General features: G+C 45.7%; 18 protein-coding genes. 6 read left to right on the forward strand and 12 right to left on the reverse strand.

Going from position 1 to position 19,262, the window contains the following annotated elements; translation table 11 throughout:
• Positions 1 to 11: 11 nt before the first annotated feature.
• Entirely contained in the window at positions 12 to 1,133 is a 1,122-nt protein-coding gene (locus L1S32_RS03365) for a TIGR04013 family B12-binding domain/radical SAM domain-containing protein (protein WP_278156136.1), read from the forward strand.
• Positions 1,130 to 1,771 (forward strand): metallophosphoesterase, encoded by a 642-nt coding sequence (locus L1S32_RS03370; protein ID WP_278156138.1) that lies wholly within the window; start codon positions 1,130 to 1,132, stop codon positions 1,769 to 1,771. Before L1S32_RS03365 ends, L1S32_RS03370 begins: the two co-directional genes overlap by 4 nt.
• Here the strand turns inward: L1S32_RS03370 and cyaB are convergent.
• Positions 1,761 to 2,297 (reverse strand): class IV adenylate cyclase, encoded by a 537-nt coding sequence (cyaB, locus tag L1S32_RS03375; RefSeq protein WP_278156140.1) that lies wholly within the window; start codon positions 2,295 to 2,297, stop codon positions 1,761 to 1,763. The two genes, L1S32_RS03370 and cyaB, sit on opposite strands and share 11 nt — an antisense overlap.
• 44 nt (positions 2,298 to 2,341) lie before the next feature.
• Between cyaB and L1S32_RS03380 the strand changes: the two genes are divergently transcribed.
• Positions 2,342 to 3,073 (forward strand): peptidylprolyl isomerase, encoded by a 732-nt coding sequence (locus L1S32_RS03380; protein ID WP_278156141.1) that lies wholly within the window; start codon positions 2,342 to 2,344, stop codon positions 3,071 to 3,073.
• A 6-nt stretch (positions 3,074 to 3,079) separates the two neighbouring features.
• Here L1S32_RS03380 and L1S32_RS03385 read toward each other — a convergent pair whose 3' ends face one another.
• Positions 3,080 to 4,105 carry an mRNA surveillance protein pelota gene (locus L1S32_RS03385; RefSeq protein ID WP_278156142.1) on the reverse strand — a complete coding sequence of 342 codons (1,026 nt, stop codon included), beginning with the start codon at positions 4,103 to 4,105 and terminating at the stop codon, positions 3,080 to 3,082.
• Positions 4,102 to 5,985, reverse strand: coding sequence for a ribosome rescue protein RqcH (gene rqcH, locus L1S32_RS03390; RefSeq protein ID WP_278156144.1), 1,884 nt, complete (start codon positions 5,983 to 5,985; stop codon positions 4,102 to 4,104). Before rqcH ends, L1S32_RS03385 begins: the two co-directional genes overlap by 4 nt.
• A gap of 53 nt (positions 5,986 to 6,038) precedes the next feature.
• Here rqcH and L1S32_RS03395 point away from each other — a divergent pair, with 53 nt between their 5' ends.
• Genes L1S32_RS03395 through L1S32_RS03405 form a run of 3 tightly spaced genes read left to right on the forward strand, consistent with a single transcriptional unit; the run spans position 6,039 to position 9,400 of the window.
• On the forward strand, positions 6,039 to 6,374 hold the full coding sequence (locus L1S32_RS03395; RefSeq protein WP_278156146.1) for a hypothetical protein: 336 nt from the start codon (positions 6,039 to 6,041) through the stop codon (positions 6,372 to 6,374).
• A 14-nt stretch (positions 6,375 to 6,388) separates the two neighbouring features.
• Positions 6,389 to 8,164 carry a ribosome biogenesis/translation initiation ATPase RLI gene (locus L1S32_RS03400; RefSeq protein WP_278156148.1) on the forward strand — a complete coding sequence of 592 codons (1,776 nt, stop codon included), beginning with the start codon at positions 6,389 to 6,391 and terminating at the stop codon, positions 8,162 to 8,164.
• A 45-nt stretch (positions 8,165 to 8,209) separates the two neighbouring features.
• The gene (locus L1S32_RS03405; RefSeq protein ID WP_278156150.1) at positions 8,210 to 9,400 is read left to right on the forward strand and encodes a hypothetical protein; all 1,191 of its coding nucleotides are present in this window, start codon (positions 8,210 to 8,212) and stop codon (positions 9,398 to 9,400) included.
• Position 9,401: 1 nt separating this feature from the next.
• Here the strand turns inward: L1S32_RS03405 and L1S32_RS03410 are convergent, their stop codons facing one another.
• The 9 genes from L1S32_RS03410 to flaJ form a co-directional block, all read right to left on the reverse strand.
• Positions 9,402 to 10,484, reverse strand: coding sequence for a hypothetical protein (locus L1S32_RS03410; RefSeq protein WP_278156152.1), 1,083 nt, complete (start codon positions 10,482 to 10,484; stop codon positions 9,402 to 9,404).
• Complete coding sequence (locus L1S32_RS03415; protein WP_278156154.1) at positions 10,469 to 10,960, reverse strand: chemotaxis protein CheD; 492 nt, start codon at positions 10,958 to 10,960, stop codon at positions 10,469 to 10,471. The genes L1S32_RS03410 and L1S32_RS03415 overlap by 16 nt, the downstream gene beginning before the upstream one ends.
• A gap of 15 nt (positions 10,961 to 10,975) precedes the next feature.
• Positions 10,976 to 11,590: a chemotaxis protein CheC gene (locus tag L1S32_RS03420; RefSeq protein WP_278156156.1), complete on the reverse strand. Its 615-nt coding sequence runs from the start codon at positions 11,588 to 11,590 to the stop codon at positions 10,976 to 10,978.
• An 11-nt stretch (positions 11,591 to 11,601) separates the two neighbouring features.
• Positions 11,602 to 13,863 carry a chemotaxis protein CheA gene (locus L1S32_RS03425; RefSeq protein ID WP_278156158.1) on the reverse strand — a complete coding sequence of 754 codons (2,262 nt, stop codon included), beginning with the start codon at positions 13,861 to 13,863 and terminating at the stop codon, positions 11,602 to 11,604.
• Positions 13,864 to 13,867: 4 nt separating this feature from the next.
• Positions 13,868 to 14,890: a chemotaxis-specific protein-glutamate methyltransferase CheB gene (cheB, locus tag L1S32_RS03430; protein ID WP_278156160.1), complete on the reverse strand. Its 1,023-nt coding sequence runs from the start codon at positions 14,888 to 14,890 to the stop codon at positions 13,868 to 13,870.
• Positions 14,891 to 14,900: 10 nt separating this feature from the next.
• Positions 14,901 to 15,263: a response regulator gene (locus tag L1S32_RS03435; protein WP_278156162.1), complete on the reverse strand. Its 363-nt coding sequence runs from the start codon at positions 15,261 to 15,263 to the stop codon at positions 14,901 to 14,903.
• Positions 15,264 to 15,379: 116 nt separating this feature from the next.
• Complete coding sequence (locus L1S32_RS03440; RefSeq protein ID WP_278156164.1) at positions 15,380 to 16,177, reverse strand: CheF family chemotaxis protein; 798 nt, start codon at positions 16,175 to 16,177, stop codon at positions 15,380 to 15,382.
• Positions 16,177 to 17,664: a hypothetical protein gene (locus L1S32_RS03445; RefSeq protein ID WP_278156166.1), complete on the reverse strand. Its 1,488-nt coding sequence runs from the start codon at positions 17,662 to 17,664 to the stop codon at positions 16,177 to 16,179. Before L1S32_RS03445 ends, L1S32_RS03440 begins: the two co-directional genes overlap by 1 nt.
• The gene (gene flaJ, locus L1S32_RS03450; protein WP_278156167.1) at positions 17,661 to 19,262 is read right to left on the reverse strand and encodes an archaellar assembly protein FlaJ; all 1,602 of its coding nucleotides are present in this window, start codon (positions 19,260 to 19,262) and stop codon (positions 17,661 to 17,663) included. The genes L1S32_RS03445 and flaJ overlap by 4 nt, the downstream gene beginning before the upstream one ends.

Consider the following 19,262-nt stretch of genomic DNA (forward strand, 5'->3'; position numbering starts at 1 on the left):
GGTAAGTGCAGATGAAGGTTAACTGGCGCTCCATTCCCTGGGCAAAAAATTCATTTGCTGCGTTAAGCGCAGCATGCGAATGTTCCGGCATTACGCTCCATGAAGTAAGTGCACCAGAGAATGATATCACCTGCTATAGCCTGAATTCTGTCAATGAACCACATTTCCGTGAAGAAATCTCCCGTGCTGAATGCATCACCATTGTTGGAGGGCCGCATTCATCCGCCTGCTGGGAAGATGTACGCCAGTATGCAGATTATGTGGTGATTGGTGAAGGGGAATTCACCCTCCCTGCCCTTATCGATATGATTGCGTCCGGCAGCCATACCCTGCCTGCCGGTGTGGCTTCAAAAGAGCAGACCGTGATGCCCAATCACTGTGTGCTCCTCTCCTCCTATCCGCCGTTTACTATCGTGAAGGGATATACCGAGATCACCCGCGGATGCCCGTTTGGGTGCGGATACTGCCAGACGCCGCAGCTTTTTGGCAGGAATATGCGCCACCGCAGAATTGATGATATTGAGCGTGCCACCCGTGTATTTCGCGACGTACGGTTTGTTACGCCGAATGCTCTTGCCTATGGATCGGATGGCATCCACCTGCGCCTTGACAAGGTTGAAAAACTGCTCCGCTCGTTGACCGGAAGACGAATTTTTTTCGGAACGTTTCCGAGTGAAGTGAGGCCGGAGTGCATCTCCGATGCATCACTCGACCTGATTGAGAGCCACTGTGAAAACCGGAAAATCCATTTCGGCGCGCAGTCGGGCAGTAATCGGGTTTTACAGCTGCTCAGGCGCGGCCACACTGCAGAGGATGTAATGCGGGCATATGACATCTGCAGAGCGCATGCCATGACTCCGGTGGTTGATTATATCGTGGGCCTTCCATATGAATCAGATGAGGAGCAGCGGCTTTCTGTTGCGCAGATGAAAGAGATCACCCGTGGCGGCAAGGTCCATGTGCATCATTTCACGCCGCTTCCCGGCACACCCCTTGCCGGGATGGCGGCACGCACCATCCTTCCGGATGTACAGCGCGAGCTCGGGCGGATGGCGCTCAATGGAAAGGCAACGGGTTCATGGATCGATGCTGAGGTAAGGTTTTTTAAGGAAGATGAAGACCAGTTACCATGATGAAAATCCTGCTTCTGACAGATATCCACGGACAGTATGATACTATTCCCGGTTTTATGGAGCTTGCTCCGGATGTGGTACTCATAGCCGGGGATATCACCGACTGCGGCGATCCGCAGGAAGCAACGGAGGTGTTTAAGCAGATTGATGTCCCGTGTTTTGCAATTCCCGGTAACTGTGATGCCCGCCGGATCCTGGAAATCATCGAGGATTCTGACGCGGTAAGCCTCCATGGGACTTCCCTTGAACTCGGGCCGGTTACGTTTACGGGAGTCGGAGGTTCAAATCCCACACCCTTTAATACTCCGTTTGAACTCTCTGAGGAAGAACTGTCTGAAGTATTTGAGAAGGCAAAACAGAGAGCACGGCAGAATGTACACAATGTGTTGGTCACCCATGCACCCCCCTTCTGTACCCTTGATGATATAGGCGGTACCAATGTCGGGTGTAAATGTTTCCGGGACCAGCTGAAGGATTTTGATCTCGTCTGCTGCGGCCACATTCATGATCATACCGGTGCTATTGAAGTCGAAGGCACGCTGGTTGTTAATCCCGGCCCTGCATCAGAGGGAAAATGTGCGCTGATTACGCTGGGGGATGAAGCAAAAGAGATTGAAGTTGAGTTCATCACCCTTTAGCGAGCAGCAGTTCAAGATAGGATTCCGGTATGTGTGCCCCGGAAATATTCAGCTCTTTTTTTACGGATTCAATTTTTGTATTTGCAGCAGAGACGTCTGCATCAGTCAGCACTTCAATTTCCATATAGGTGCCCAGCCCTTCAACATTGTCAAGAGAAATCGTTGTGCCGCCGTATTGGTATTCATTCCGTTCTTTTCTGACAACGGCACTCACGAAAAAACCGGTGGCAGTCAGAAGAGCAATAGCATCCTGTGCGGATGCAACGGAGAGGGTAATCTCTTTGCGTGCCTTTAACCCGCTGGCCTGAGTTTTCGGACCTTTATACGTTATTTCGGTGCCGCATTCCGTCTCACGGACACGAAGCGCCTCATCGGTGCGTGCATAATCGCAGTGCGGTGCATTCAGGTAGGTATCCTGCTGAACAGACCCTCCAAGGTCGGTTGCACCCAGAGAAAGGAGACGGTCTGCGATTTCAGAAAGATTTGATACCGCAATTTTGGTTTCAACTTCAATTACAGAGCTCATTATTTTAAGTAGGCACACCGTATAAATATAGACAGGTGAAATGAATGGCAGTTAATGAAGGAAGTTTTATTAAACTGAGATTTACCGGCTTATCAGATGGTATCGTTTTTGATACAACTGAAGAAGACAAAGCAAGAGAAGCAGGTATTTTCAATCCAAAGAAAGACTATGAGCCAATTGTTGTGCGCCTTGGCGGTATGCACATCATCCCCGGCCTCGACGAGGCATTAATCGGCAAAGAGGTTGGCGAAAAGGGCACCGTTGAAATTCCTCCGGAGAAGGCATATGGCCCCCGTGACGAATCAATGATCCGGTCTGCTCCCATCAAAAACTTTGCGGAGAAACCCCAGGTCGGCATGAGGATCTCCTCTGACGGTCAGGAAGGTGTCGTTGCCAGTATTGTTGGAAAGCGTGCGGTCGTTGATTTCAACCATGTTCTTGCCGGAAAAACGCTTACCTACGAATATGAGATTGAGGCTCTTGTTGAGGACCCCAAGGAACAGGTAGAGGGTCTGATTGATCTGTATACCGGAAAAACCATGGATGTTGAACTCGCTGATGGCGTTCTCACCGTGCTTCTCCCTCCCGGAATCAATTATGACAAGAGATGGGGAATGGCTCGCGGCATCCTCATCCACCAGATCTTTGAATTCATCGATGGTATCAACGAGGTCGTCTTAAAAGAATCGTACAAGCGTCCCGCAATGCCGGAAGAAACAGAAGAGATTGAAGAAGCAGATGAATCTTCAGCACCTGAAGAATCATCCGAAGAATAATTTTTTTTACTGAATGGGAAAACGCAGCAGTGCGGCAATTCCCCCAATCGCTCCCAGCTGTTTTCCAGGTTCGAATTCTGAGGAGAATACGGTTATCTTTGCACGCATTGAGTCGGCGGATTCAAGCAGACGGTTGATGGCCTCCTCATTTATTTTGATGTCCACAACAAGAATATCTGAAACAGCACCATACTGAACGGCTGTGGCAACCTCATCGATGCCGTATGCAGCAGGGCCTGTCCCCGACATCCTGCTGAGCAGTTCATCCATCAGGGTTACCTCCCGTCCCAGCTGAAGGTCCTGTGTTATCCGTTCCAGTATTCCCTGCCCGATAACTTCCTGTACAGCACCCCGACCGGTTCTGCGTGTTTCAGCCGTAAGCATACGACCGGCCATATCAGGATCGGTTCTGGTGAGATATGCCAGAAAATCCTCTTTTACAAAACCCGGCCCTGCGATAACAATCGACCCGGTGACAGAGGAGAGTGATTGGTATATCTCTTCAAAAAACGCACGTCTGGCATCCACGCCCTCACGTTTTCCGCTTCCTGCGGTTATTTTCATCACATATTCAGGCCCGTACTGGCGGATACGGAATATCTGCGCTTCTCCTTCTTCAATGGCTGCGATATGTACGATACCGGTTGTCGATACGGTGACTGCCCGCTCGATTCGCTCCCGTTCCACCGGCGTCCAGATTTTAATGACAGATATTTCCCGCCCTGACTCAAGATTGATGGTATGGTAAAAGCCGGTGTCAGGACCCTGTTCAATCACCCCTGAGATTCTCAGCCTGAGAGAATCGGGGTGAAATTCTGTCTTTTCCACCCGTATGCCAAGACGGACCGGCTTCTTCTCGGCCTTTTCCGGACGGGTTTTGTCTGTCTGGGAATCAAGGCTCCTGAAGGTATCAGCGAAAATGAGATCTCCGGTTCTGATGAGGTGTTTGATATGCCAGAGATCATCGATTGATTCCGGGAACAGCCGTATTTCCCCGTCTGAATTTTTGAGGCCGTCATATTCCGCTTTCATAGCTCTTCAGTAATGTCAGACCCGCCCGGCGGAACAAATGCAGCAATACTTTCCGAATTCAGCACATTTTTCATTGATTTCCAGTCATCTCCGTATTTATCCCGCAGTATCCGGAGTATTTTTTTGGCAACGTCATTTGGCTCAAATCGTCCCGGCCGGAGAACAACATAGTGTTCTGCCCTGCTTTTCACTGCATCTACCGGACCCCCGATGACACCTAACTCCGGCGTTGTCTGCAGGCCGATTGCCACACCAAGGCCCACGTTGCGTATATAGGTCCGCTCCCCCCTGATGACAAACGCACCGCGTGAGACATATTCTCCGGACTCCGGAGTCTTACTCACCTGTTCCGGAGACGCAGCATATACATCCGCTGTCAAATGGCCGTTTTTCCAGGCATTTGAATATGAAGCGGCAAACTGGGCGACTTCATTCATTTTATCCGTATCGCCCTTGAGAATGATCACACTGCCGCCATGCACATCGGCGTGGACAAAGGTGTCGCCCCCCTGGAGGTATTTCTTTACGACCTCTTCATTTGTCCCGGCATCTTTCCCGCCGACCATCAGTATTCCGTCTGATGTATAGCACCAGCGGAACCGGTGGTACCACTTCTTCTTCCGGAGAGGGATCACTTTTTTCTGCTTTTTTGGCGAAACGATCATGCGTTCCATCGCTGCAAATGCGCCCTTTCGCTTCTTCTTAAATTTCTTTGCCAGTTCGTAATACCGGTCGGCGTTGACTTCAATAGTCTCCTGAACAAAAAGTTTGACAATCTTTCCGTCAATTTCAAGGTCAATCGCACTCTCAGCAGGGTATATCGTCTTAATGGCTGCAGCCGACTCGCTTTTGCTCTCTTTCAGGATTTTCTCGATGTCCTGCCAGGATGCAGAGGCACTGGCATTTTTAAGGGTTGAGAGGACGTCCTGAACAAACGTATAATGCAGATACAGCGCATCAACAATCGTTTCATACCGTTCAATCTTCTTTTCGAATGACGCGATCGCATCCAGCTGGCGCTTTCGGATATTCTCCTCACGGGTGAGTTTGGGTTTTGGCGGGGTGATCAGCTCTTTCCCGCGGGGGAAATACTGATCAAGGGCTTGCGTAAAGGACGCAAATGTCTCAACCGGGGTTTCATTTCCCAGCAGAAACGGCCAGCATCCGGATTTTGTGATGCAGGGGCTGCGTTCATCTTCTGTTTTTTTCAGAATCGCTGCATAGGCCGCGAACAGTTTGTCTGCGGGGGCGCTGAGGGCCGGTTCTGATTTGCTGACTCCGGCCATTTTACATGCTTCTTCCGCAAATTTACCACCCATGAGGAACTGTGTGGCGAGCGTCCTGACCGTATCGGCATCAGAAGCCTGAAGAATAGCAGCAAATTCCTCTTCAGATGCCGGGACTGAACTTTCTGTGAGGGTGTATGTCTCACCACCGAAAACGTTCCGGTCTTTGAACCGATGTTTTTTCAGTGGCTGAATAATGGTGTAATCCCCGTCCGTCAGGATGATATTGCCTTCATCAAAGAGTTCTACAATCAGGTGAAACCGGTTATCACTCTTTCCGATTTCAATATCTATAACCCGTTCGATTCCGGGTTGTGAGATGCCAAGCACCCTTCCGCCATTGCAGTATTTCCGCAGAAACATTGAATATCCGGATGGATTTGGTGTTGCTGCAGGGAGGGATGACGTGAAATGCACTCGTTTTCCGATTTCGATGATAAGTGAATATTTCTGCTTATCCTGACCATTGAGACGAATTCCAAACAGCCCTGTATCATATTGGTAGGTTTTTCCTATCCACAAAGGGAGGAAACCCTGGGCTTCTGATACCATGGCATGAATATCAAGCCCACTCATTCCCTTTAAATTCGCCATTTATACCAAATTACATATTGTCCTACGACAAAATTATAATGACTGGTGTCAGGATGACTGAAGAAGATATATCCAACGGAACTGAGGCAAAAATAGTCAAGTCCGAAGAACAGAAGAGGAAAGAGCATAATGAACGGATCATCCGAACTGGTATTGCGAGCATTATGGGTATTATCGCCGGAGCTCTCTCATTTCTCCTTGTTCATAATGAAACTCAGGGTGTTATTGGATTTCTCCTTCTCCTTGGAGCAATGGTATTCCAGAAGCATATATTCATGCTCATAAAGCTGGATATATCCGGACTGGGCGGAAAAGACTGGTTTTACCAGAGCTTTATGGCATTTTCGTTCTGGTTTATCTCCTGGACCATTCTCCTGACAATTCAATAATTTTGTGATATACTATGCGAATTGCTGTTGTTCATCGTGATCGGTGTCACCCGATAAAATGTGGCACCGAATGTATTTTGTACTGCCCACGGGTCCGGACCGGTGATGAAACGATCATCATCGGAGAGGACGGAAAAGCGGTTATCTCAGAGGAACTGTGTGTCGGCTGTGGTATCTGTATCAAAAAATGTCCGTTTGATGCACTTGACATTGTGAGCCTGCCTGAAGAACTTGATAATCCGACACATCGCTATGGAACAAACGGGTTTGCCCTCTATGGACTGCCGATTCCGGTAGAAGGAAAAGTAACCGGGATTCTTGGAGCAAATGGTATCGGAAAAAGTACGGCAGTCAAGATTCTCTGTGGTCAGCTTGTCCCGAATCTGGGAAACCCGGAGGACATGGCCAACTGGGAAGGGATATTAAAGCAGTATACAGGAACGGAATTATTTGATTACCTCCAGCAGGTTTCAAAGTCTTCCATAAAGCCATCGCTCAAACCCCAGTACATCGACTATATCCCGAAGGCATTTAAGGGAACGGTATCTGAGCTTCTGTCATCAACGGATGAACGCGGGATGCTGGATTATTATATTCAGGAACTGCGTCTGGAATCCATTTTGGATCGTCCGATCGGGAAACTGAGTGGTGGTGAACTGCAGCGTATTGCTATTGCTGCCTGCCTCTCGCGTGATGCAGATTTCTATTTCTTTGATGAAATCACCCCGTTTCTCGATATTTACCAGCGTATGACCGCTGCAAAACTCATCCGGGAACTGGCAGAGACACGTCCGGTAGTCATCGTTGAGCATGACCTTGCCATTCTGGATATGCTCGCAGACACCGTGCATGTCGCCTACGGTAAACCAAGTGTCTTTGGTATCATTACCCGGCCAAAAGGGGTGAGAATTGGTATTAACCAGTATCTGGAAGGATTTTTACCGGAAGAAAATGTGCGGTTCAGGGATTATGCGGTCACCTTTGAGACACGGTCGCACATGCGGGATACCGCCCGTCAGACTCTCATTGCATTTCCCGAGATGGAGAAGAGCTATGGCGATACCTTCTCGTTAACCATTGCTGCCGGAGAAATTCAGGCGGGAGAGGTGCTGGGCCTTGTCGGTGCAAACGGTATCGGAAAAAGTACATTTGCAAAACTGCTTGCCGGTGCAGAAAAACCTGACCGCGGTGAGATGAATAAAAATGTGAAGATTGCATACAAACCGCAGTATGTAAAAGGTGATTCCTCCGTTTCCGTAGAATTCCTTCTGAGACAGGCCTGCCGTTCATTTGATTCTTCATATTATCAGCATGAAATTATCGAACCCCTGTCAATTATCCCCCTTCTGCAGTCACCGGTGGATCAGTTGAGTGGAGGTGAACTGCAGCGGGTTTCTATTGCCCTTTGCCTCTCACAGGATGCCGACCTCTATATTCTGGATGAGCCGAGTGCTCATCTGGATGTTGAACAGAGGGTGAAACTGGCACGGGTTCTGCGCCGGCATGCAGAAGGCAGAGAGGCCGGCATCATTGTCATCGACCATGACATTTACCTCATTGATATGATCAGTGAGCGAATGCTTGTGTTTGACGGCACGCCCGGTGTCAAAGGTGCTGCTTATGGACCCTATGATATGGAGGACGGAATGAACCATTTCCTGAAAGGATTGGGGATAACGTTCAGGAGAGACCAGTCCGGACGACCGCGGATCAATAAACCGGGATCCTATCTTGACAGAGAACAGCGGGCGAAAGGTACCTACTATTATGCAGAAATCTCTAAATCATAGGGATTTATCATTTTAAAAAATCTATAGTAGTATTAAGGTTGAGATATGGCACGGGGTGAGAAGCTCGGGGATGCAATCCGGTATGAAAAAATTGAGAATCTGCGGCAGGATCTCTATTCATATATCGACAATAATACGGAAAAAATTGATATAAATCTCCCTGTTTTTTTTGCCCATATCGTATCTGCACTGGATAATGGATTTCCGGATATTGATGGCGCAACCTACGATGAATTTATTGACAGTATAGCGTACCGTTTGATGACAAAGAGCAGTCAGGGGGGTTCAACACAGTATATTGAACGGATAATATTGACAGCTATCCGCTCTAAACGATCTTCCGGAAAGGCTTCTCTGAAAATACTCGGTGGGCTGCAGCTCCTTTCATCAGGGCATTGTCAGGATGCGATTTCGTACTTTGCCGACTACTGGAAGCATGATGCACGAATAGGTTTCTACATTGCATATTGTTATTATACCATTTCAAAATCAAGGAAAGGGGAGGAGAGTTCGGATATCTCACGTCAGAAGCAGGAAACGGAGCTTGCAGCACGGGAGCAGTTACTGGAAATGGTGCGGGTTAAGCCTCCCCTGTATCGCCTGAAACCGCTGGACCTTTCAGAAGATGAAGCGGTTGATAACGCCTTATGGTTTATGGTGAAGATGTCTCTCTGGTGGTTCCCGAATGAGAAGTGGTTCATTCAGGTTGGCCTGGAAAAAGCAAAAAAAGATAATAATGAGGCAAAACGGGTTGAACTTCTTAATATTGCAACCGTAAAATTCTTCAATGACCTTGATTTCCTCCGTGAATCGTTCATGTTCAGACTTGAACAGGGAGACGGGGTTGGAGCAAATGGCATTGTCAAACAGATGATTCAGCAGTATCCTGACAGTCTTGAACCGGTGTATTATGGCCTGAAACTCTCTCTGATAGCTACCGGCAAGACCTCGTATTCACAATATCGCTCGATGGCAGCAGAGAAAGGAATGCCTGTCTACCTGATCCAGATTTTCGACTGGGCCTTTTATGTGTTAAAAGAACAGGAAAAAGAAGCAAACATGCAATTCAGGGAATTATCACGCAGATTTAAATCATTATCATACTATTTCATCCCGTTGGATTATATTGTCCAGAATATTTTTTCTGCCGATGAAGAAGAGTCAAAACGGGCCCGCATACTATTCATTGATTCGATTGATCTCTATGCCAAAAAAGTACTGAAGGTCCTTGCATAGCTTATCCGACATAATGAACCGGGATCCGGATAGGATTGGAAGCTTCTGACCCGTCTGAATTCTCCGGAATGAATGCATTCACCAACGTAACCGGAATTTTTTCGTTCAGATCATCCGGAAGATAGTATCCTGCCTCCCCCTTTGTAACAAACCACCAGCGGCCTTTTGAGTCGGAAAAGACCTTAATTACTTCATCACGGGTAACACCAACGGTATTCCGGGTAATATGGACAATAATTTCATCGTTGTATACTCCATACAGCCCGTTATTCGTACCGATTACAAATACTCCCTCCTCTGTCACTGCCACATCATTGATTCGGGTAACGCCAGGGCCCAGCGCTTTCGGACCGGTGATTACAGCAATACCATTGGATTCAGAGTAATGCAGGACAGTATCACGGTTAAAAAGAATTATCCCTCCAAACGGATAGTCCACTACATTCGTTATTTTCCCATATTGCTCTTCATCGATGGGGATGCGTAAAAAGGTAAATCCCCCTTCATCCTGTACGCCTTTCCACACACCATTGAAACGGGATGTCAGAATAATATTTCCGGTTGCATGATCCTTTGCCATCGAAGGAATGTAATAGGCATCAGGCCCGTTCCGGGTAAACGGGCGTATCCATTCCCAGTTTCCTTCAGAGAAGTAATTCAGCCCGGAGTTCCCGTTTGCTATCCAAATGGCATCACCATCGCGAAGGATATCATGGATATCCATTGTGGTAAAAATTTCATCTGATCCAACCCGGGTAAATGTTATTCCATCGTATCTTTGGACACCAGCTGAAAAACCGAGCCAGAGATAATTATTTTCATCAAATTCGATGGTATTGATAAAATTGTCCTGTAAACCGGTATCATATTTCCATGGCTCAGACTGGATGGCTACCCATCCCGAATCAAACAGAGACAGGCCATTCGTTGTTGCAAAGGCAATCATACCATCATGGCTTTCTGCAATATCGGTGACATCAACTGAAGAGATCGACCCGGTTGCAGGTATATATGTGATAACACTGCCGGATACCGGAGTGATTACACAAAACAGAATGATACAAAAAATTAAAGCTCGTAACATTTGCCATCTGCCCTTCGAACGGTTATTTTACCCCCGTCTTCCGGATAAAAATTCACAGATCTTCCGGACGTTCCACCGGTATCCTCGGATTCAATGGGAATATGCATTTCGTCAAGATATTTTTTCAGGGCAGCTACATTTCTCTTTCCAATATCCAGATTCCCTTTGAACTGCTCAAACATACTTGCCCCCCCGACCAGAGATGCGGATAAACTCCTCTTTGAAGAGCCGCATTTTTCCATTTCACGGATAAGATGCGGGACTGCTGTATCAGCAAATTTTCCCGGGCGTTCAATTCTGCCATTACTCTCAGGCAGCATCACATGTGCCAGGCCGCCTAATTTGAATTTTCTGTCATACAGAATAAATGCAACACAGGATCCAAGCCCGATTGATGAAATATGTGTATTTTTTATTATGTATTCTCCTATTCCAACATTTATTCCCCTTGAATCAGCTGCATTTATTTTTTCCATTAATCAGTGCCGCCTCTATATCTCTGGGTTAATAAGATTATTCAGAAGCTGGAGGATATGCCGGAGAGTCTTTTCTTCAGGCAGCATAATAATCGTACTGCTGATATCGTTATTTTTGGATTTCAGTTCTGTCGAGAAGAGGATGATTTCGTTAATATCCACTGCCACCTGCGCAAGAATATTTTCAAAGGCTGCAAGGGCCATGTCAATTGACATCATAGGGGGTGAAGGCAGCATGACAACACCGAGGAGTTCAGCTGTTGCATCAAGGAAATGGGAAATCATGATATTTCCAATTTCAATGATTGCGCTTTCATCAAGTTCACTAAATTCCCGGTCTTCATCGGTCGAACCAAGCATCGTATTGGTGAGCCGAATAGCTGATAACCGTGGTACATGGTAGACAATATAGCCTGCAGGCTCAATCTCTCCCTGTATCTCGAATACCACCATAGCCGAAATTTCTTCGTTGAAGTATTGATCGATCTGAGAAATATCGATAACAGCTACCTCAGGTACAGTCATCTCAATTTCACTCATCAGCATCTGGGAAAGAGACGTCGCTGCGTGTGAGGCACCAATATTTCCCATTTCTTTTAGCATATCCAGTTGTTGGTCACTTAAATCCATTTTTACGCACCTTATATCATTGAATTTACATCGAGAATGGGAACCACGTCTCCATCACCTGGAATTGTGACTCCGCTTACCCCTTTACATGATCCGATTACATTGCTCAGCGGTTTGACAACGACTTCCTGCTGTCCTTCTACTACATCAACCGGGATGCAGCATTTTGTGTCCTGATATTGTATCACGACAACAATATCGCCGCTGCTTTCTCCTTTAAACATTTCATTCAGATGATGAATCTGAAGCACATCTCCCCTGAACGGGATGGCTTCACTCTTTCCGATCCGGCTAATCGCCTTGCGGTCAATGCGTGCCACTTCAACAACCGCGGCAATGGGAATTGCACACCGCTTTCCGTTAATCCGGACCATCATCACTTCAATTATTGCCATCGTAGGCGGAAGAACCAGCGTGAAGGTCGATCCCTTCCCTTCTTCACTTTCGACGTTGATTGTTCCTTTCAACGATTCAATGGCGCTTTTAACCACATCCAGACCGACACCCCGCCCACTGATATCCGTAATCTCTTCTGCAGTGGAAAAACCCGGCTGAAAGAGGATATTAATAATTTCTTCCCGGGAGAGGCCTTTCGCTTGTTCAGGCGCAATAAGACCCTTAGATAAGGCCTTCGACAGAACTGCGTCCGGGGAGATCCCACCTCCATCATCTTTCAGTCTGATGAGGACATTCCCTTTTTCTCTCCATGCAGAGAGAACAACAGTCCCTTTTGGATCTTTCCCTGCTTTGATTCTCTGTTCGGGAGTCTCAATACCATGGTTTACCGCATTTCGAATCAGATGAAGGAGTGGATCACCCAGTCCGTCGATAACGCTTCTGTCCAGTTCAGTCTCTCCTCCGGTCATGATAAATTCCACCTCTTTGCCATCATGCACCGCAACGTCTCTGACAACACGGGGAAAGCGGTTAAAGATCTGGTTGAGAGGAATCATACGGATATTCATCATCAGATTTTGCAAATCAGAAACAGAACGGCTGACCATATTGAGTGCTTCATCCATCTCTTTGCTGTTATACTGGTGGGCAATCTGCCGAAGCCTGCCTCCGGTAATGACCAGATCCTCTACCAGATTCATCATCTGGTCTAACCGGTGAATATCAACCCTGAGATTCTGCACCTCTTTCTTTTTTGATTTTTTCGGCATTTTCTCCGGGTTTATCTGGTCACTCTCTTCCGGATCTCTGCTCTCAGAACCTGAGAAAATGTTCATTTTGGTCTCTTCTTCCTGTACAAATGGTTCGACCCGTACATTCTGAATATCAACACCCGATGCCGCATCATGCAATGCATCCGGACCGGCATCTGAATGAAGAATGACCGTCAGAATTCCGGAAAACTTTCCGTCATCAAGATCTTCAGGGGATGGTTCAGAGGAAATAATCTGCCCGATGTCAGCGAGGTTCTGATATGCAATCAATGCCCGTACATCACCCAGGTCACTGTCTTCAGAGACCATAACCGTGATTTTATAGAGATTATTTGTAGATTTTAAGGCATTATCTGACCGCATCCCCTCACCGGAAATCCCTTCCTGTGCTGATGAATATGGCACAATGGTGATCTCTTTTATTTCAGAAACCATCGCTGCCTTCCGGATAATCTCTTCATCAGAGTCCGTCAGAATATAAAGCGAGAGTATGCCGCTGAAATCTGAGTCCGATGACTCCAGCATCTCAACAGATGGACTGGAACTGATGATCTCTGCAACCTCTTTGAGATTCTCAAGAGCAAGAAGTGCACGGATATCCTTCATATGACTGGATTCATCAACGGTCAGAGAAATGTGATAAGAATATTCCTGTGGTTTATCCAGAGGAGTCGCATCTGTCTGGGAATGCGGTTCAGGTTCCTCTTCGTGGATCTCATTCTCTTCTGATATCAGTAATTTCAGCTTTCCGGCTAATTCACGGGAATCAAAAGAGGAACTGTCTCCACCCGCTTCAATATCCTCAAGCATCTCTTCAATTCTGTCAGTGCATGCAAGAAGTATATCAATAAGATCTTTATCGACACTACGCTCACCACTTCGAATAAGATGTAAAACATCTTCCATGGAATGGCAAAGTGTTTCCATCTCATCAAATCCCATTGATGCTGACATTCCTTTCAGGGTATGGGCAGCCCGGAAGATCTCATCTATTGCGGTATCATCGGAACCATTTTCAAGAATTAAGAGATTATTTACAATATTCTCATGGTTTTCAATGGATTCAGCCACAAAGAGTTTCCGGTATGTGTCATCTTCAGCCATTATTTTATTCCTTCTGTGCGATAGATTTCATAATTTCACGGTGCATTCTGTTAAGTGGGACGACCTTGTCAATACAATCCCGCTTTAATGCAGATCTGGCCATCCCATATACCAGACAGTCCTCTTCCCGAACAACAATATTTCTCCCTCCGGCATTTTTTATTGCAAGTGCTCCCTCTCCTGCATCATTTCCCATACCACTGAGAATGACCGAGAGGCAGTTCTTTCCAAATACCTTTGCAGCCGAAGAGAAGGTAATATCTACTGCAGGACGAACGGCATGGACCGGAGCTGATTTTGTCAGTATTATCTGTCCGCCCTGGTGGCCCCTCCCATCAATATGCCGTGAAATTACCGTATGGTAGCCGCCTTTAGAGAGGTAGACATGTCCGTTGGTAAGGATGTCACCGCTTTCTGTCTCTTTAACAGGCATTGGACAGATTCTGTTAAGCCGTTCTGCAAGAGCTGCGGTAAACCCTTCCGGCATATGCTGCGTAATTACAAATGCCGCGTTCTGTTCTCCTTTCAGATTAGAAAACAGCTGGTCCAGCATGGGAGGGCCTCCTGCAGATGAACCGATTAAAACCAGATTCTCTGCAGGAATATCCGTATTCGGCACACATTTCTTTGTCTCTGAGATACTGATCAGCTGTTGTAATTTGGCTGTCAATTCATTCTCAATACCCCGCATCTTCGAGATGTTGCGTGGTTTCAGCATGAAATCATCAGCACCCAGACGCAAAGCCGTGTATGTCAGTTCAGCATCCCGCGAAGTAAGTGTGCTTAAGACCAGAATTTTTGGCCGGTATGACTGCTTATTTATCTCCTTCAGGGTTTCAATCCCATCCATCTGAGGCATCTGAATATCAAGCGTTATCACATCCGGCTTCAGCTCCGCTATCATCGGAAGTGCTTCGATACCATTACATGCTGTTCCGATTACTTCGATATCCGGAGCACGGTTAAGTAAGTCTGATAAAACAGTCCGGATGAATACTGAGTCATCGACGATAAGAACCCTGAGCATAGTGACAGTCTTACGATTTCAATACGTTATTTATCTCTTCTAATACCTTTGGTGCCTGGAACGGTTTTACAATATATCCTTTGGCACCTGTTTTGATGGCAAGTTTAACCATCTGTTCCTGTCCGACAGCAGTGCACATAATTACTTTTGCTCCCGGGTTAATCGTCATAATCTCTTTCAGTGCTTCAATCCCGTTTTTTTTCGGCATTACAATATCCATTGTAACAAGATCGGGTTTGAGTGATGTGTATTTTTGAATTGCATCCTCTCCGTCCTCAGCTTCACCCACAATATCATGATTTCCGGAGAACAGGATATTTTTAAGAAGTGTTCTCATAAAGAGAGTATCATCAACGACCAGAATCCTTCCCATATGTGATCAAATATTTCTTATGCCACATATGTAATAAATATTCTTAATGGGATATTTTCGGAGAAAATCAGTCAGAAATTTTTATGCAATTAATAGTATATAACTATTGAATTCATCTATGGTGACGGAGGTTTCACAGCCTCTGTTACAAACCTGACACCCTTTGTTGTCAGTTTCACCTCACGGCGTGTCTGCACAACCTCAACCAGTCCCAGCTCCAGCATTCTGCTGTACACCATATCTATTTCCTTTTGAGATTTTTCCAGCATCCCCTCAATTGAATGCGTATCCATCCCACTATACACAAGCATTGCAACCTGTCCTGAAAGCGGGTCCAGTTCTCCATCCATTGAACTTTCTTTGGTAGCATCCGTCAGGTAGTTATAGAGCACCTGAAGAGTCGTGGGGGGGCAGAGGACAAAACTTGTTGAGACCTCACCTGTTTCCACATGATCAATCTTTACAACTTCTTTATCGCTTCCCTGTACTTCCCGTTTGGTCTGCTCAATTGCTGAGACATCAGATATCGGGATACAGATCTGATTATTCTGACTGACAAACCAGATCCCTGTTTTCAGGATAATAATTGCCCCTTTTTCCCATTCAGCGGATTTTACCATCACACCGCCTCTGATGGCCGGAGACATAAAATAGGCCATCAGACGATACCCCGAACATCCCATCAGGATCACTCGTTTGAGTACGACAAGTGCTTTTGGTACGGTTGCAATGCGGTATTTTTTATCTGCAACAGAAATGGTAAGAACATTTTTTCTCTGCTGGACGTCGTCAATGGTTTTTATCAGAACCTGTTCATTTATTGGTTCAGGCAGATGGATGACCGTTTCATCTATTCCAATTTTGGCCGATATCCATTTACCCTCTGCTTCAAATTTAACGGGAATTATTGTCATTATTCACTCCTGTCATTCAGATCGTTTATCGGTCTGGATTTTCCACCCATCGCATGAAGAACGATTTCGAGTTCTTCTGCCAGATCAACTGCTGTGACATTTACATCCTTCATATCACGCACAAGGCTTGCCTGTGGTGCTTTTTTTGTTAATTTGATGTCTGATTTCAGAACACTCAGGATATCATCATACTCATTTTTTCCGGAAAATGATATTGGAGCATCAATTTGAGGAGTATTGAGACCGGAATCTTCAAGCAGAAAATTATTATCCTCTGAATCCTTATCGCTTCCACTTTTAGCCTCGCCTGAATCCTTAGATGGGAGATAGTCATCGGGGAATATATCAGTTTCATTAATTTCTTCTTCTTCAATGATAATTTCATCTGTTTCGAGAGAGAGATCATCAGTTTCAAGTTCATCAAGATTGATCGCATTAAAATCTGAAAATGGATCATCTTCCGGGTTTGATTTTTCAAAATCTTTAATGCTGCTGAGTTCATCCAGTGAATCATTCAGCGTGGCTGCAGGAATACGACTCTCACTGAACGAATCAGGGAGACTGATAAAGGATTCTTCATCAAGTCCGTCTTCAATGCCCTGTACAAAAAATTCCTCGGAATTAAATAAACCCTCTTCCGGACGTGTGGCCTGATCGTCTGCATCTTTAGGCTCGGTTTTAGAAGAGACAGGAGCACTGGCAGATTCTGGTGTTAGATCAGTATCATCATAATCATCATCAAATGCATTTTCAGCAAGCAGGATAGAATTGATTTCATCATCAAGGTTCAGTCCGGAATCCTGTTCTTTTTCGGCAGGAGACACCGTTGACTGTTCCCTGTCAAAATCAAATGACATCTCCTCACCTTCAATTTCAAGAGAGTCCAGACTCGCAAAATCCTCATCATTAAAGAAATCCATCTCATCAGAGGACATATTTGTATCATCCAATAATACTGGTGCAGGCGTATCTGTTCCTGTACCAGGAGAGGATGCAAGTGGTTCATCTATCGTCGAATTCAGGAGCGAATTGATTTTTTCTGAGTGTCTATTATCCCTGGCTTTGCTTACGGTTGCATTAAAAGAGCCAAGAGCTGCACTCACACCAGCTGACAATCTGCTTTTTTCTGTTTTTTTGGGTTCATCAGCCGGAGCATTTTTTTGTTCTTTTTTACGGAATCGTGAAAATATCGGACCGGATTTGGTGATTTTTTTATCCTGTTTTGATTCCTTTTTTTTTGTTTCTTTCTTTGATTCCTGCTTTTTGGTTTCTTTTTTTGCTTTCACTTTTTTTATCGAAGGCATCTTCAGATTCTTTAACCGGTTAAAATCTTCCTTTTTAAGCAATCCGAGGGCCATTGCCATGATGAGACCAAACGCGAGTGCAGCAGTGATGGTAATATAAACGGATGTATTGAAGAAGATCAAAATTGTTCCAACGAAAACAATTCCAATCATCATTATTAAACGGCGTACAATTTCATTCATGGTAAACCTCCCATAGCAGGAATCTGGAATAGCATATCTACGATAAATGGCGTCACAATAAATATTATTCCGGTGAGGGTGAACAATATACTTCCAAATGCATAATACAGATAATTTGCGCCGCCTTTGACTATTTTTCCAGCCATCATATTACAGATAGTGATTATAAGAACGACAATAGCTACATACGTTCCCATTTTTTCTTCCGGAAAATTAACAAAGATATTCACCATGCCTGACATTGACCCTCCGACGGATGTTGTCGAATCGCTCATTGCTGCACTGGCTTCACTAAATGAAGCCATCACCGCGGTAACGGCATGTGACATAGAGAGTAATATCTGATAGAGGAAGATAAAAATTGCAACCATTGCCACATGCATGGGAATGAGTAGTACAATAAATCCTGTCGCAAGCATCTCCCTTTTTTCGCGCAACAGTGTCTGTTCAAGCATTGATGAACTGACTACCCGTGCAACCTCTGACGGTTTTCCCCCAAGTTTAATGGAGTCCCGGAAAATATTCAGATACTTGGAGATGAGATTACTGCCGGATTCATCGATAAACCGCTCCCAGACCAGATTCTCGTCCAGACCAAGATTCATCTTTGAATAGATTGACTGGATGAATTCAGAAAGGACTTTCATGGTTTTGATATCAATCTCGGCAAGGGCATAGGTTACGGTGAGGCCTTTGCCGCCCATAATTGTACCAATACTCCGGATAAAAACGGAAAAGTCTGCATCCCGTCCAATGATGTTGGTATCATCAATAACCGCAAATATTCCCAGGGGTGCAAGGAGAATCCCAATGATAAGGAAAATCAGGCCTGTGTTAAACCCTCCCACCATGAGAATAAGAGCGGCAATCAGAATTGTGGGCAGAATAAACCGTTCCATTCTGCGAATCATCTTCTGCTCATAACTCCCCTGACCGGGAATTTCATGGCATTTCTGATCACCGGGGATTGCACGGTACATGGTACCGATACCAAATATGCCAATTCCGATGATCAGCAGATACGATGTATTCAGGGTAGTGTCTAAATCATCAGGTGCATAAATGGCAATCGACACCATAATAATGACACTGACAATGGTCGCTGAAAGCATCAGGGCGATGTATGCATCTCCCCATTTCTTGAGCATCTCGATACCCTGTTCGAAATAGTTCCGGTACACACTCCGTACGGTGGATAATTCAAGCAGAAGGAATTCATCATCCGGAACACCGGAGCTTATTGAGTTTCCATACCGGGACAACATGCTGGAGAGCATGGGGTTTTTTGTCCGGTCAGATACCATCTCCAGCGCCTTTGCATAATTATAATTCCACCGCTTGACGAATGTTTCAACCTTCGCGATATACTTTGAAGTGGCATACTCCTTTCTCGTTGCGGTGAATGCGAAGATTTCCGGGCGTGATATATCAGCAGTGATAATCGAGGCCATATAGGTGACCATGAAAAGGAGGTCTGACCCCATTCGCTTATTTTCTGCGATCTGGTTAAAATATGCTTTTATTTTTACTCCCGTATCTGCAAAGGGTAACTTGCCTCCTGATTTTTCGCGGACACTATTGGTAAACGATTCAAACAT

The organism is Methanogenium sp. S4BF (assembly GCF_029633965.1).
Taxonomy (GTDB): Archaea; Halobacteriota; Methanomicrobia; order Methanomicrobiales; family Methanomicrobiaceae; genus Methanogenium.